The 13,032-nt window shown below is 48.4% G+C and carries 15 protein-coding genes; 12 read left to right on the forward strand and 3 right to left on the reverse strand.

Translation table 11 applies throughout. From position 1 onward, the window contains the following. Positions 1 to 204 (reverse strand): helix-turn-helix domain-containing protein (locus C557_RS23925; protein WP_040677473.1); only part of this gene is annotated, 204 nt, incomplete at its 3' end. A gap of 166 nt (positions 205 to 370) precedes the next feature. Here C557_RS23925 and C557_RS0121330 point away from each other — a divergent pair. The 6 genes from C557_RS0121330 (at position 371) to C557_RS0121360 (ending at position 6,548) form a co-directional block, all read left to right on the forward strand. After that, positions 371 to 1,054, forward strand: a complete 684-nt coding sequence (locus C557_RS0121330) for a DUF554 domain-containing protein (protein WP_018753886.1) — start codon at positions 371 to 373, stop codon at positions 1,052 to 1,054. Positions 1,055 to 1,352: 298 nt separating this feature from the next. Next, entirely contained in the window at positions 1,353 to 2,645 is a 1,293-nt protein-coding gene (locus C557_RS0121335) for an ABC transporter substrate-binding protein (protein WP_018753887.1), read from the forward strand. A 76-nt stretch (positions 2,646 to 2,721) separates the two neighbouring features. After that, positions 2,722 to 3,609 carry a carbohydrate ABC transporter permease gene (locus C557_RS0121340; RefSeq protein ID WP_018753888.1) on the forward strand — a complete coding sequence of 296 codons (888 nt, stop codon included), beginning with the start codon at positions 2,722 to 2,724 and terminating at the stop codon, positions 3,607 to 3,609. A 3-nt stretch (positions 3,610 to 3,612) separates the two neighbouring features. Next, positions 3,613 to 4,419 carry a carbohydrate ABC transporter permease gene (locus C557_RS0121345; protein ID WP_018753889.1) on the forward strand — a complete coding sequence of 269 codons (807 nt, stop codon included), beginning with the start codon at positions 3,613 to 3,615 and terminating at the stop codon, positions 4,417 to 4,419. A gap of 133 nt (positions 4,420 to 4,552) precedes the next feature. Then, a complete protein-coding gene (locus C557_RS0121350; protein WP_018753890.1) occupies positions 4,553 to 5,452 on the forward strand; it encodes an MBL fold metallo-hydrolase in 900 nt (299 codons plus the stop codon). 328 nt (positions 5,453 to 5,780) lie between these two features. Next, entirely contained in the window at positions 5,781 to 6,548 is a 768-nt protein-coding gene (locus C557_RS0121360) for a class I SAM-dependent methyltransferase (protein ID WP_018753892.1), read from the forward strand. A 60-nt stretch (positions 6,549 to 6,608) separates the two neighbouring features. Here C557_RS0121360 and C557_RS0121365 read toward each other — a convergent pair whose 3' ends face one another. Further along, positions 6,609 to 7,019 (reverse strand): DUF2500 domain-containing protein, encoded by a 411-nt coding sequence (locus tag C557_RS0121365; RefSeq protein WP_018753893.1) that lies wholly within the window; start codon positions 7,017 to 7,019, stop codon positions 6,609 to 6,611. Between the two features lie 462 nt (positions 7,020 to 7,481). On the opposite strand from C557_RS0121365, the gene hflX reads away from it, so the two are divergent. From hflX to C557_RS0121385, 3 genes are all read left to right on the forward strand, one after another. Next, a complete protein-coding gene (hflX, locus tag C557_RS0121370; protein WP_018753894.1) occupies positions 7,482 to 8,762 on the forward strand; it encodes a GTPase HflX in 1,281 nt (426 codons plus the stop codon). 512 nt (positions 8,763 to 9,274) lie between these two features. After that, positions 9,275 to 9,745, forward strand: a complete 471-nt coding sequence (locus C557_RS0121380; protein WP_018753896.1) for a GNAT family N-acetyltransferase — start codon at positions 9,275 to 9,277, stop codon at positions 9,743 to 9,745. A 124-nt stretch (positions 9,746 to 9,869) separates the two neighbouring features. Continuing rightward, a complete protein-coding gene (locus C557_RS0121385) occupies positions 9,870 to 10,802 on the forward strand; it encodes a manganese-dependent inorganic pyrophosphatase (RefSeq protein WP_018753897.1) in 933 nt (310 codons plus the stop codon). 134 nt (positions 10,803 to 10,936) lie between these two features. Here C557_RS0121385 and C557_RS0121390 read toward each other — a convergent pair whose 3' ends face one another. Further along, positions 10,937 to 11,236, reverse strand: a complete 300-nt coding sequence (locus C557_RS0121390; protein ID WP_018753898.1) for a hypothetical protein — start codon at positions 11,234 to 11,236, stop codon at positions 10,937 to 10,939. A gap of 110 nt (positions 11,237 to 11,346) precedes the next feature. Between C557_RS0121390 and C557_RS0121395 the strand changes: the two genes are divergently transcribed. The 3 genes from C557_RS0121395 to deoC are packed head-to-tail and all read left to right on the forward strand — an operon-like array spanning position 11,347 to position 12,926. After that, on the forward strand, positions 11,347 to 11,610 hold the full coding sequence (locus C557_RS0121395; RefSeq protein ID WP_018753899.1) for a YqkE family protein: 264 nt from the start codon (positions 11,347 to 11,349) through the stop codon (positions 11,608 to 11,610). A 41-nt stretch (positions 11,611 to 11,651) separates the two neighbouring features. Further along, the gene (gene def, locus C557_RS0121400; RefSeq protein WP_018753900.1) at positions 11,652 to 12,233 is read left to right on the forward strand and encodes a peptide deformylase; all 582 of its coding nucleotides are present in this window, start codon (positions 11,652 to 11,654) and stop codon (positions 12,231 to 12,233) included. Positions 12,234 to 12,275: 42 nt separating this feature from the next. Continuing rightward, positions 12,276 to 12,926 (forward strand): deoxyribose-phosphate aldolase, encoded by a 651-nt coding sequence (gene deoC, locus C557_RS0121405; RefSeq protein ID WP_018753901.1) that lies wholly within the window; start codon positions 12,276 to 12,278, stop codon positions 12,924 to 12,926. The last annotated feature ends 106 nt before the right edge of the window (positions 12,927 to 13,032 follow it).

Genomic DNA, 13,032 nt, shown 5'->3' on the forward strand with positions numbered 1-13,032 from the left:
TTCCTTGTCTAAAGCATGAATCGGTTTCCTTCCCCGGTTCTTATGAACCAATCCTTGCGCTCCTCCCTCAGCGATGAACTTCTTCTTTAATCGAATGATTTGGCGTTCAGTCAGCCCTAGAGCCGCTGCTCCTTCCTTGTTCGTCATATGTCCCCCAAGAATTTTTTCCACCACAACTACCTTCTTTAATTCTGCTCTTGTCAATGTGAATGTCTCCTGTCCCATAGTGACATTATCTCAGAACAGTTATAGGGTGACATTATCACAGAAGAATAACAAGCTTCTGAATCGCCTTTGACTTTATACGGGGACGCCGTTATAATGTAGAGCTGTCTTGCAGTAGAGAATTGGACGGGATTGGAGCGGACAAATGATCGGCACGATAGTGAATACAGTCGCTATATTAGTGGGCAGCGTCCTCGGAAGTATTTTTAAAAAGGGATTAAAAGAAAAGTATCAAACAGCGTTATTTACAGCCATTGGACTAGCTGCTACGGTGCTTGGCATCAACTCGGCAGTAACCCATATGAATGACAGCGCGTTTCCCGTCTTGTTCATCGTAAGCTTGGCGGCAGGCAGCCTGTTAGGGACGGCGCTTGACCTGGATGGCAGATTCCAACGGCTGGTTGGACGGTTCTCCAGCTCTAACTTGGGACAAGGTTTGTCTACGGGCATCTTGCTGTTTTGTGTCGGTACATTGTCAATTCTAGGGCCCATTGAAAGTGCACTGCGTGGTGACCATACCTATTTGTATATGAACGCTACACTGGATCTCGTAACCTCTATGGTGCTGGCATCCAGTTATGGCATCGGCATTGCGCTCACTGCGGGAGTCTTGTTCGTTTGGCAAGGCTTGATCTACTGGAGTGCGGATATTCTGGCGCCCTTTCTGACAGCGCCTTTGCTAACTGAGATTTCTATCGTAGGTGGAATACTGATCGCCAGTTCGGGATTATCCATATTGAAGATTATTAATCCCAAAACCTTAAACCTGTTGCCGTCCTTATTGGTTCCGGTCATCTGGTTTTTGGTCAAGGGACTGTTCACGGGATAATGCTATAAGCCAACAAGGTCAGGATGTCGAAGAGGGCGGAGACGCCCTCTTTTGCATGTGTTCACCATACTTCTGAGGCCCTGTCCCTATACATTAAGCTGAACAAGCCCTCTCTCTCTTTAATTACGATATTATTGTATTAAATGGACAAACAAACGATAATATTACAATAAAAATAATTGAAAGCGTTGACAAAATGGCTTTATCTCCTTATATTTAGGTTCAAAGGAACGAAAAATATGTAATATTTTACAGCTTGTCCACTTGGTTCCTTGGACTACGCAAAGGGGAGGTCGCTATGAATAAGAGGCTGGTCTTTATGCTTGTCTTATTGCTTTCCGCATCCTTCGTGCTAAGCGCTTGCGGAGGAAATCGTGCTGAGGGGAACGACACAGGGAGTAACGGTGGAAAAGTAGAGTTGTCGTTCTGGACCTTGTTCTCCGGTGGAGACGGAGATAATATGCAAGCGATGATTGACGCGTTTAATCAGGAGCACCCCGATATTCAAGTGAAAAATACCAAGCTGGAATGGGGCGAGTATTACACGAAGCTAATCACCGCTGTGGGCAACGGTAACGGACCGGATATCGGGATTTCCCACATTTCCCGGCTGCCGGACTTGATCGACCAGGGGGTTGTGTCCGAGTTAGATGATGTGGCGGAGGACGCCGGCGTGGACTGGTCTACCTTTAACCAGAATATCCTCGAAGCTTCTGTAGTTAATGATGCTCATTATGCCGTGCCCATTGATACACATCCGTTCATCATGTACTACAACAAGAAGCTGTTAAGTGATGCCGGACTTCTTGGCGATGATGGCAAGCCGACGTTTGAATCGTCGCCAGAGGGCTTCGTCGCCTTCCTGACCAAGCTGAAGGAGCAACTGCCGCAGAAGGCTACGCCTTTTGCCTTATCCAATACCAATGATGATCCCTTCCGCTTATGGTGGGCGCTCTACTCCCAGCTAGGGGGCAATGATGTCGTTGCCGACGATTTATCGGCTGCCCAGGTCGATACGGACAAAGCCATCCAGGCCGCCCGCTATATTCAGGATCTGTTCCACAAGCATAAAGTGATCAAGCTCAATGACCCGGATTTTTATAAAAATTTTCAAAGCGGAACGGCCGCGATTATGATGACGGGGGTTTGGGCAACAGGGACGTGGGAAGCCACAGAGGATCTGGACTTCGGGGCGATGCCTATCCCTACCATTTTCGGGCAGGCAGCCACCTGGGGCGATGCTCACACGGTCATCCTTCCCATCACTAAGCAGGAAGACCCTGTCCGGCGGCAGGCAGCCCTTACCTTCGCCAATTGGCTGGCTGACAACGGTCAGGTATGGGCAAAAGCCGGGCATATTCCCTCCAAGCCATCCGTCTTCGAGCATCCTGATTTTCAGGCGCTCCCTCATCGCAGCGATTATGTGTCTGTAGCTTCCACCGTTAAATTTAACAAGCCATCGACGAAGAACTGGCAAATCCGCGATCTTGCGATGTTCAAATATTTGAACGAGATATGGGCCAACAAAATGTCGCCGGAGGATGGCATCGCCAGGTTGACCGAAGAGGTGCAGAAAATATTGAGCGAATAAAGGCCAAGGATCGGAATCGGGCCGGCTTTGCAGGGAACACGTGGCGAAGCCGGTCATCCTGGGGAGGTTGAGTAAGATGAAGATGGGCAAATGGAGGGCAGACGGTCAGGCGTTCCTGTTCCTGCTCCCTTTTCTGGTTGCATATATGTTATTTACCATTTTTCCGATGATCAAGGGCGTAGAGATGAGCTTCTACAAGTGGACACTGATTCGAAAGATGGACTATCTCGGCTCAGGCAACTATGAACGGATGTTTCAGGATCAGGAATTTTGGGCCGCCATTTGGCATTCAACCATCTTTGTATTAATTACGACACCTGCGATGCTGGTGCTGGCCATGATGCTCGCACTGATTGCTAACCGCAACTCGCGATTGCAGCGTTTTTACCGCAGTGTATTTTTTATTCCTAGTATCCTGTCTGTTGCCGTCGCTTCTTTCCTGGGGTTGTTTGTATTTCAGCCCTATACCGGACTGATGAATTCCATGCTGCACTGGCTGGGGCTGCTTCCCGAAGGCGCGGAGATCTTCTGGCTGACCGAAACGCATCTGGCCTGGATGGCCATCTCGTTATTGACACTTTGGTGGACGGTTGGCTTCAACTTCATTTTGTATCTCTCGGCGTTGCAGGATACGCCCGATGAAGTGTATGAAGCAGCTCGCCTGGACGGTGCCTCCGATTCTCAGCTATTCTGGCGAATTACGCTCCCCTTGCTGAGCCCTATCACACGAACCATTACCATGCTGCAAATTATCGCTTCATTTAAAGTGTTCATGCAGATTTATGTCATGACCGGCGGCGGGCCGCTGGATCAAACACGCCCGGTCATTCAATTAATTTGGCAGACGGGCTTTCGCAAGAACGACCTGGGTTATGCTGCCGCCATGTCCTACATGCTGTTTGCCATTTTGCTGGTGCTGTCCGCCCTGCAATACTGGATGAATAACCGCAAGGAGGCGAACTAGGATATGAAATGGTTCTACCGCATTTTTTCCTTGTGTATGGGCCTGTTGTTTCTATTTCCGCTGATCTGGATGCTGGTCGTCTCCGTGAAAAAAGAAGGCATGAAAATCATTACGGTTGTGGACTGGTTTACGCCCCCTTATTCACTGGCCGTGTATCATGAGATTATTACCGGGACCAAATTGCTGCACTGGTCGTGGAACAGCTTCTTTATCGCTGTCTGTGTCACGGTGTTGACGCTGGTCATTGCGGCCATGTCGGCTTTTGCCGTGTCCAAAATTCCCTTCCGCTACAGAACCTTCATGTTCTTCTTCATCTTGGCGGGGCTGCTGATCCCGGGCGAGGCCATTCTGATTCCTTTGTATCAAGTAGCCAAGGATCTGCAAATCCTGAACTCCTATCAAGGGCTAATCCTGCCTGTTCTGGCTTCACCATTTGCGATTATAATTCTCAAGAGCTTTTTTGATGGCATTCCCAATGAGCTGTTGGAAAGTATTCAGATGGATGGTGGCGGCGTGTGGAGAATTTTCATCAGCATTATGCTTCCCTTAACCCGGCCAGCGCTGGTGTCCATCGCTATTCTGACCTTCATCGGCTCATGGAATAACTTTCTATGGCCGTTCCTGTCGGTGACCGATGATAATTTGTTTACGCTACCGATGGGAATTCCCACCTTGATGAATCAATATACGGAGGATTACGTGAAGCCGATGGTGATTAATACAGTCGCTTCACTGCCGATTATGGTCTTGTTCCTCGTATTTGAGCGACAAATCATTAAAGGGGTTAGCCTTTCGGGGATAAAAGGGTGAAGGGGGAGATGCAGGGAAGGAATTTGCACTGAATCCGGAGAAACTAACGATAACGATTCATGAACTATAAATGAGTGGTCAAAAGGTCCGCAAAAGCTGATTTTTTTGAACTCTTTCCCAAAGGAGCTAACCTATGAATTCGCCATATCGAAGCAGAGATAACAGCAAATTACAGAGCAACCCGGCCAGAACCGGCATGGCTCTTATTGAAGAGGTTAAACGTACCGAGGTTCCCTATGGAACGCTGGCCTTGTGGTTTCTGGGGCAAGAGAGTGTCATGATCAAGGGGGATGGAATCACCATCTATGTGGACCCGTATGTGTCGGGCGATTTAGACGATGAGCTGTGGAGACGAACCTATCCTGCAGCAATTCGTCCGCAGGATATACAGGGAGTTGATGTCTGTCTGATCACTCATGAGCATAAGGATCATATGGATGAGAGGACCTTGCTGCCGTTGCATCGGCAGAATCCAGGAGCGCTGGTGGTGGCACCAAACTGCTGCCAGCCGCTGCTCCAGGGATGGGGAATTGCCGAATCACAAATTCGGGTTGCTGACGATCGCCAGCCGCTGGAGCTATTCTCCAAGCTGCGTATAACGCCCATTGCAGCGGCCCATGAGCAGCTTGAGCGGGATGACAGCGGCAAACCGAAATATGTAGGTTATGTGCTGGAATTAAACGGGGTTACGCTCTATCATGCAGGAGATACTGTGGTATTTCCTGAGCTTATAGAAGAGGTAGCTGCGTTGCAGCCGGACTTAGCTTTGCTGCCAATTAACGGCAGGGATTATTTCCGGGAGCGCCGCGGCATCGTGGGCAACATGGATTACCGGGAAGCCGCAGAGTTTGCTTATGCCATTCAGGCGGATACCGTCATTCCGCTCCATTATGATCTGTTCGCCGTCAATGCGGAGAAGCCGGGCTACTTCGTCGATTATATATACGAGCACTTTCCGGAGCAAAAGTGCCACGTTATGGCGCGGGCCGAGCGGTTCATTTACGCTTCTCCCCGCGCGTTTCTTGGCTCATAAACAGTGATAAGAACTATAAATTTACAATGAAGCAATTCGGTGATAATCTGTATACATAGTTAAGAAAGAGGTGTGTTGATGTCGGTCCTTCGGTAAGGAATTATTTGTGGCACAAAAGCGGGATTTTAGCCTGCTTATTTCTTTGTGTACTCAAATGCCTTGCGAAATGACCGGAGAAGTGTTTAGTCACACCTTTTCGTTTGTTTTACAGCGCAGTGGGTAACTGCGCTTTTTTTGTTGTCGCAAGGCTATTGGGTACGTTCGGCTTCAAGGGCGAAATGAAACCATTCAAGAAGATTATTAAAGACAAAAACAAGGAGAATAAGCGATGGAAGAAATAACAATTCACGAATTTGAGTTTGATCTCATTAATGAATTTTTCACAGAACTTGAGCGCCAGGGTCCCGGCAGTGCCGAAGAAACGATCAAAGCATTGGGGTTTATTCCCTCTCTCCCTGCTAAAGCAAAAATCGCCGATTTAGGCTGCGGCACCGGCGCTCAAACCATGGTGCTGGCACAGAATACAGAATCACCTATAACCGCCCTGGACCTTTATGCCGGTTCAATTGATAAACTTAACGCAACCGCAGAAAAACTTGGTTTACAGAACAGGATAAAAGGTATTGTCGGTTCCATGGAGAATCTGCCATTTCAGCATAACGAATTGGATCTTATCTGGTCTGAGGGGGCTATCGGCAGTATAGGGTTTGAAAAAGGGCTGAATCACTGGAACGGGTTCCTCAAAAAAGATGGTTATGTTGCCGTAACCTATGAGTCGTGGTTCACCGATGAGCGTCCCGCTGAAATTGAAAAGTGGTGGGTGAACGCAGTTCCCGAAATCAGCACAATTGGGCATAATATATCCATCCTGCAAAAAACAGGTTATATTCCTGTTGCTGCATTTACGCTGCCTGAAAGCTGTTGGATAGACCATTATTTTATTCCACAGAAGCCAAGGCAAGAGGAATTTTTGAAGAAGTATGCGGGAAATAAAGCTGCTGAGGATATGATTGCATTTATGAGACGTGAGGCAGACTTGTATACAAAATATAAGCAGTATTACGGATATGTATTTTATATTGGGAAAAAGCTCTAAATAAGCCAAGACAAAATGTAAGTTGTAAATTGAGAGTAGGGAGCCGGAAGGCTCCCCTTTCTAATAACTGCTACTATACTGTCCCGGTCTCAAATCACGTTCAAAGGCTACAATCCAATCTCCTTGAACAGCCGCGTATCCAACATCTCCCTCAGCGACAAGTCCATACAGTTTCTTGACGTCCAGGTACTCCTGGCGTTCCCCGCTATCAAACTCCAAGGTTATGTAATAAAAGGTGCGCGAGGATGAAGTATGTACATGATGATCACCGACATGACCATTGGAATTGTGCCGTACATCCATACGTTTGGATATAATGCGCGCATAACGGCTGCTTCGGGGAGTTCTGGCATTTTTGACATAGCGGGCTCCGTTCGTGAAAATACCGACAATCACAATGACAAACACGATAACTATAAAAATAGGAACTAATGAGAACATGATATCAAAACCGCCTCCGACTACACTCATGGTAGCGCCTCCTCTGCTGCTGAGCTAACTTGTTTCGGGTAACCCTAAGAAGCTCTGCTTATCTCTTTATAATTACGCAGCCAGCAGCAGAATGTTTCAGTATGCATTCTATAAGGGGGCAGCGGCATGGATTGTGGACGTATACGAATTGTGATAAACTGGGATTATTATAAATGAACGGAGGGTTCTCTGTGATTAACATTAAATTCCGTTTTGCCACTTTGCGCGGCTAATTGAATACAGCCAAAGGCTCTGCACCCGTGCAGGGCAAACGGGATAGGTGTGCTATGATAAAGGGAACCTTGAAAACTTTAGAATAGAATATGCCTTTTTTGCTGGCGTCCGCTCTGGTGGCAAGCTTATTTGCCTATAGAATGATCGCGCCTGGGAAGAGAGCCGTTTGCGTAGAACACGGGTGCAATCGCCTGTGTTTTATTTTTTTCCCAAGGGAGGACTATGTTTATGATCGAAGAACAGCAATTAGAGCAACGGGCCGTTCTGGTGGGCGTTAACTTGAACCATCAAGAGGACTTTGAATATTCCATGGAAGAACTGGCTAATCTGGCCGAGGCCTGCGATATTCAGGTCGTAGACCAGCTCACGCAAAATTTGCCCAAAATCAACACCTCGCATTACATTGGTACGGGCAAAATTATAGAAGTGCGGGCTCTGCTGGAGGCGCACGAAGGGAACCTGGTCATTTTTAACGATGAACTGTCCCCTTCGCAAATTCGCAACCTGGAGGCCGATCTGGACTGCAAGGTCATCGACCGCACCTTACTCATTCTGGATATTTTTGGGCAACGGGCCAAGACGCGGGAGGCGCAGCTTCAGGTGGAAGTGGCGCGCCTGAAGTATATGCTCCCACGGCTGATCGGCCTCAGAGAATCGCTTGGCCGTCAAAGCGGCGGAGTAGGCACGAAGAACCGCGGTGTCGGAGAGACCAAGCTGGAGCTGGACCGTCGCCGGATTGAGGAACGAATTACAGCATTGGGCAAAGAGCTGGAGACGCTGGTCGCCCATCGGCAGGTGCAGCGCAAGCAGCGGAAGAAGAATGAACTGCCTGTTGTGTCTCTTGTCGGTTATACGAATGCGGGAAAATCGACCATTATGAATGCGATGCTGGAGCGCTACAGTCCGGAGCAAGAGAAGCAGGTGCTGGAGAAGGATATGCTGTTCGCTACCCTGGAAACCTCGGTGCGCAGTATCCCGCTACAAGATAATAAGGCATTCCTGCTGACGGATACCGTTGGTTTTGTCAGCAAGCTGCCCCATCATTTGATCAAGGCCTTCCGCTCAACGCTGGAGGAGGTGGCTGAGGCCGACCTGTTAATTCATGTGGTGGATTACTCCAATCCGGAGTTCACCCGCATGTTGGACATTACCCATCAGACCTTACGGGAGATTGGTATTTCCGATATTCCAGTGATCTACGCGTACAACAAATCAGACCTGACCGAGCAACGTATCCCCGAGGTGCAGGGAAACATCGTGTACCTGGCGGCGAAGCCCCGTGTGGGCATCTCCGAGCTGATCGATGAAATTCGCAGCCGGGTGTTCAAGGACTATATCCAGTGTACGATGCTGGTCCCTTATGATCAGGGCGGGGTCGTATCGTATCTTAATGAGCATGCCAATATTATGGAGACGAGCTATGAAGAGGAAGGTACGAAGCTGGTTCTGGAATGCAAGCAAAGCGATTATGGCAGATACAAGGAATACGTGATTGAAGCATCGAACTAAAGGCGAATGAAATCAGAAGCAAAAATGCGGTAGTTAAAAGGATTAGGATAAAAAGTGATTACCTAAGGCGAAGAAGCATTGTTTGGATGCTTCTTCGTCTATTTAATAATAAAAGTCTACGCACTCGTTCTGCTAAAATATGCGTGATAAGAAAGAGTTTCAACGTTATTATGAAATGAACAATTAATTATAAAGTAGGGGCACATGTTCAATATTCTAACGGGTGTACTTATCCTTTCGTGCATTATGATTTTCGTTCTTTGTATCAGTGTGATTTGGATTAGGAAAGGGATCAAATTTAAGAAAAATGAAAAAATAGTTAGGGGTATTTGCGGAATAATCCTTTTGATTTTGTCTATCTATTTCATCTATAAGTTTACCCTAATATTTATTCACGCGCCGGGCTCTGAATTTTCTTAATTCTTCAACAAACCAAGGTAGTTGTCCATAGCTGAGGAAAGACGTATAATAGCCCTCGAAACTACGTTCTTCCAAAAAGGAGACATTGGCATATGTCAGATATGTTGGTAAAGTTATACGACTTGCCCACGTTGGAACCGGTCGACCAATATGAAGCACGCACGGGCGTCACGATCCGCCGGGCTCTTGCCCCGGAGAAGCATGTCGTAGCAAAATGGGTCGGCGAACACTTCAGTCCGTTTTGGGTGAGCGAATGCGAAGTAGCGTTCGCACGGTCACCGATTACGTGCATCATAGCCGTTGAGAATGGCAAGCTACTGGGTTTTGCCTGTTACGACACAACATCCAAAGGATTTTTCGGACCGACGGGAGTAGACGAAAATGAGCGGGGACGTGGCGTAGGCAAAATGCTGCTTCTACATACACTTGATCTGATGCGTCATGATGGCTACGGTTATGCCGTAATTGGGGGGGCCGGCCCTGAGGAGTTCTATGCCAAAGTGGTGGGCGCCATCGCAATAGAAGGCTCGAAGCCAGGTATATACAAAGGGATGCTGCGGTAACAGCCCGGAGAAACCCTGATTCAGGTGCAATAAAAGAGTTCTTTCTCCATCCGAAGTTCTTGCTTGCCTCTTGACTTTTAGGCTATACTTTTGTCATTAGGACATGTTAAAGGGGAGTAATGAGATGGAAAAAGTATTTATTTTCGGACATAAAAATCCTGATACGGACACTATTTGTTCCGCTATCGCCTACGCGGACCTCAAGACCAAGCTGGGCTGGAACGTTGAGCCAATTCGTCTTGGTGGGGTTGGCGAGGAAACAGCCTTTGCTTTGAAGAAGTTTGGTGTTGAAGCGCCACGCCTGGTCGAAGCGGTAGCTTCCGAGGTGAAGGAAGTCATTCTGGTCGACCATAACGAGCGGCAGCAAAGCGCCTCTGATATTGAGCAGGTGCGTGTGGTTGAGGTCATTGACCATCACCGGATTGCCAATTTTGAGACCAGCGGTCCGCTTTACTACCGTGCTGAGCCGGTGGGCTGCACCGCTACTATTTTAAATAAGCTGTACAAGGAAAACGGGATTGATATCCCTGCGAATATCGCCGGATTGATGCTTTCCGCCATTATTTCCGATTCATTGCTGTTTAAATCCCCAACCTGTACGGAGCAGGATGTTGCGGCTGCTCGCGAACTGGCTGATATCGCGGGTGTGGATGCCGAGGAATACGGCCTGGAGATGCTAAAAGCCGGCGCTGACCTGAGTGACAAGACCATTGAGCAATTGATCTCGCTGGATGCCAAGGAATTTGATATGGCCGGGTCCAAGGTGGTTATTGCCCAAGTTAATGCCGTGGATGTAAATGATGTATTATCTCGTCAGAAGGATGTAGAAGCCGCTCTGAATAAGGTCATTGCCGAGAAAGCTCTTGATCTGTATTTGTTCGTTGTAACTGACATCTTGAACAACGATTCTGTAGGTCTGGCACTGGGTAAAGCGGCTGATTCAGTTGAGGAGGCTTATCAAGTGAAGCTGTCCGAGAACAAAGCCGTGCTGAAGGGTGTTGTTTCCCGTAAATCGCAAATCGTTCCGGTACTGACGGATATCTTCAACAAACGCTAAAAGCATGGGGAGCAATAAAATATTTTAAGGTGAATATACCAAAAAGGAGCCTTCGAGGCTCTTTTTTTTCATATCATCTCAGGAGATATTCCCGATACATGTTTATTTACGAAGAACCGTTTGGCGATGTGCTCTTAGAACTTGAACCGCTCCAGTTGCTCCCACAATCCTTCTTCCCGCAAAATTTCTTGCTGTTTGGGGCCGATCAGATCGAAATGGGGAAAGGGGGAACGGTGATGAATATATTTTGACGGAAGACCGTGGGCTTCGCACCAAGCCTTCAAACGTTCTATATCAGAGCAGCCAACCTTGGTGACGGTTCTGGAATCCGGAAAACGCGGGTCCAGCCAATAATGAGTTAAATAACCGATCTCCCCACGGGCGACCGTCTGTTTCCAGGCCTCCAACTCGGCACGTGTTACTCCAAAAGCCATGATACATCCTCCTTTGACGATTCATTATATCACAGGAGTTCATTGACAATAAATTTTGGCCTATGATACCTTAGGCATGAACAACCTCTAAACAGATTGAGGTGATATAGATGGGTAAGAAGAAGATGCATAACCCTGCCGGAGCCTCAGCGAATGCGGGTGATAAACCGGCTACACTGAAGGACTTGCTGGGAGAAGATACACTGGCCAAGCTGAAAGCGCAGGCCACGGAGCTGAAGAAGGAAGAAGAGCAACGCCAGCAGGAGGAGCGTGTGCGCAAGGAAGAGGCGCGGCGGGCCGAGCAGAAACGGCTGGATAACAATTTTGAGCACTTGCTGAACAACAGCGAAATGGATTGGCACAAATATAAATAGAGTGGTTATTTTACGGATAAAGGTGGATGAAAAGGTCATTTATGAGTAAATTCAAGCGTGATTATATCATTACAATGGATGATATTGTTAGAGAAGGAGAACCTATCCTTCGTGTCGTGACGGAGCCTGTCAGCGTGCCCCCCACCGAGGAGGATCGGGAAGAGATGGCAGCCATGCTGCAATTTTTGAAGAATAGCCAGGACCCGGAATTGTCCAAGAAGTACAAGCTGCGCGCAGGCGTTGGCTTGTCCGCTAATCAGATTGGACTTAACAAGCGGATGTTTGCCGCCTTGCTAAGCGATTCGGAAGGCGAGGATCGTCCTATTGCCATGTTCAATCCGAAGATTATCAGTCATTCCCAGGCGATGACCTACTTGCCTGAAAGCGAAGGCTGTTTGTCTGTGGACCGGCCCGTGCAGGGCTTTGTACCCCGTTATGAGAAGGTACAGATCAAGGCTATGGATGAGGACGGAAACGAAGTGAAGCTTCGCTTCAAGGGCTTTGATGCCATCGTTATGCAGCATGAGCTTGACCATTTGAACGGCATTATGTTCTATGACCATATCAATAAGGAGCAGCCGTTCAAGCTTCCGGATGGGGTCCCAATATCCAGCTTATATTAATTAAATGGAGGAATTACATTGTCAACTGCGTCTATCACATCCATGGTCGATCATACCCTGCTCAAGGCTGATGCAGGGCAGGCGGCCATTATCAAACTAGCGGAGGAAGCTAAGGAATATGGCTTTGCATCCGTCTGTGTCAACCCGGTATGGGTGGAGACTGCGGCCCGCATACTGCAAGGAACCTCGGTGAAAGTATGTACGGTGATTGGCTTCCCGCTGGGCGCTTCAGCCCCGGAGGTCAAGGCCTTTGAAGCGGCACATGCGATTAAACAAGGCGCAGGCGAGGTCGATATGGTGATCAATATCGGCGCGCTTAAGGACGGCAACGATGCGTTGGTCGAGGCGGATATCGCCGAAGTTGTCCAAGCAGCATCCGGCAAAGCGCTGGTCAAGGTGATTATTGAGACCTGCTTGCTGACGGAAGAGGAAATCGTGCGCGCCTGCAAGCTGTCGATGGCTGCAGGAGCAGATTTCGTCAAGACGTCAACCGGGTTCTCAACCGGCGGAGCCACCGTGGAGGCTGTAGCCCTGATGCGTCAGACCGTAGGTCCTGAGGTTGGCGTTAAAGCCTCCGGAGGCGTGCGCACGTTAGCGGATGCCCAGGCGATGATTCAAGCGGGTGCAACACGCCTTGGCACCAGTGCCGGGGTAGCGATTGCCCAAGGTCAAGGCGGACTTAACGACTACTAGAAAGGAGAGGTAGTTCAAAAAGTCATCCTTTGATTACAAAGAGGGTCTGGAATGGCTTTGGTGTCGAATCTTGAATTCAGCCGGGCCTAGCTCTTCTCAACGATGA

Source organism: Paenibacillus sanguinis 2301083 = DSM 16941 (genome assembly GCF_000374825.1).
In the GTDB taxonomy this organism is placed as follows: Bacteria; Bacillota; Bacilli; order Paenibacillales; family Paenibacillaceae; genus Fontibacillus; species Fontibacillus sanguinis.

Coding starts and splice junctions, on each gene's coding strand:
- C557_RS0121350 (WP_018753890.1), top strand. CDS start 4,553: ATGAATTCGCCATATCGAAGCAGAGATAACAGCAAATTACAGAGCAAC.
- deoC (WP_018753901.1), top strand. CDS start 12,276: ATGGTCGATCATACCCTGCTCAAGGCTGATGCAGGGCAGGCGGCCATT.
- C557_RS0121365 (WP_018753893.1), bottom strand. CDS start 7,019: ATGAGTGTAGTCGGAGGCGGTTTTGATATCATGTTCTCATTAGTTCCT.
- C557_RS0121330 (WP_018753886.1), top strand. CDS start 371: ATGATCGGCACGATAGTGAATACAGTCGCTATATTAGTGGGCAGCGTC.
- C557_RS0121395 (WP_018753899.1), top strand. CDS start 11,347: ATGGGTAAGAAGAAGATGCATAACCCTGCCGGAGCCTCAGCGAATGCG.
- C557_RS0121380 (WP_018753896.1), top strand. CDS start 9,275: ATGTCAGATATGTTGGTAAAGTTATACGACTTGCCCACGTTGGAACCG.
- hflX (WP_018753894.1), top strand. CDS start 7,482: ATGATCGAAGAACAGCAATTAGAGCAACGGGCCGTTCTGGTGGGCGTT.
- C557_RS0121345 (WP_018753889.1), top strand. CDS start 3,613: ATGAAATGGTTCTACCGCATTTTTTCCTTGTGTATGGGCCTGTTGTTT.
- C557_RS0121390 (WP_018753898.1), bottom strand. CDS start 11,236: ATGGCTTTTGGAGTAACACGTGCCGAGTTGGAGGCCTGGAAACAGACG.
- C557_RS0121335 (WP_018753887.1), top strand. CDS start 1,353: ATGAATAAGAGGCTGGTCTTTATGCTTGTCTTATTGCTTTCCGCATCC.
- C557_RS0121340 (WP_018753888.1), top strand. CDS start 2,722: ATGAAGATGGGCAAATGGAGGGCAGACGGTCAGGCGTTCCTGTTCCTG.
- def (WP_018753900.1), top strand. CDS start 11,652: ATGAGTAAATTCAAGCGTGATTATATCATTACAATGGATGATATTGTT.
- C557_RS0121385 (WP_018753897.1), top strand. CDS start 9,870: ATGGAAAAAGTATTTATTTTCGGACATAAAAATCCTGATACGGACACT.
- C557_RS0121360 (WP_018753892.1), top strand. CDS start 5,781: ATGGAAGAAATAACAATTCACGAATTTGAGTTTGATCTCATTAATGAA.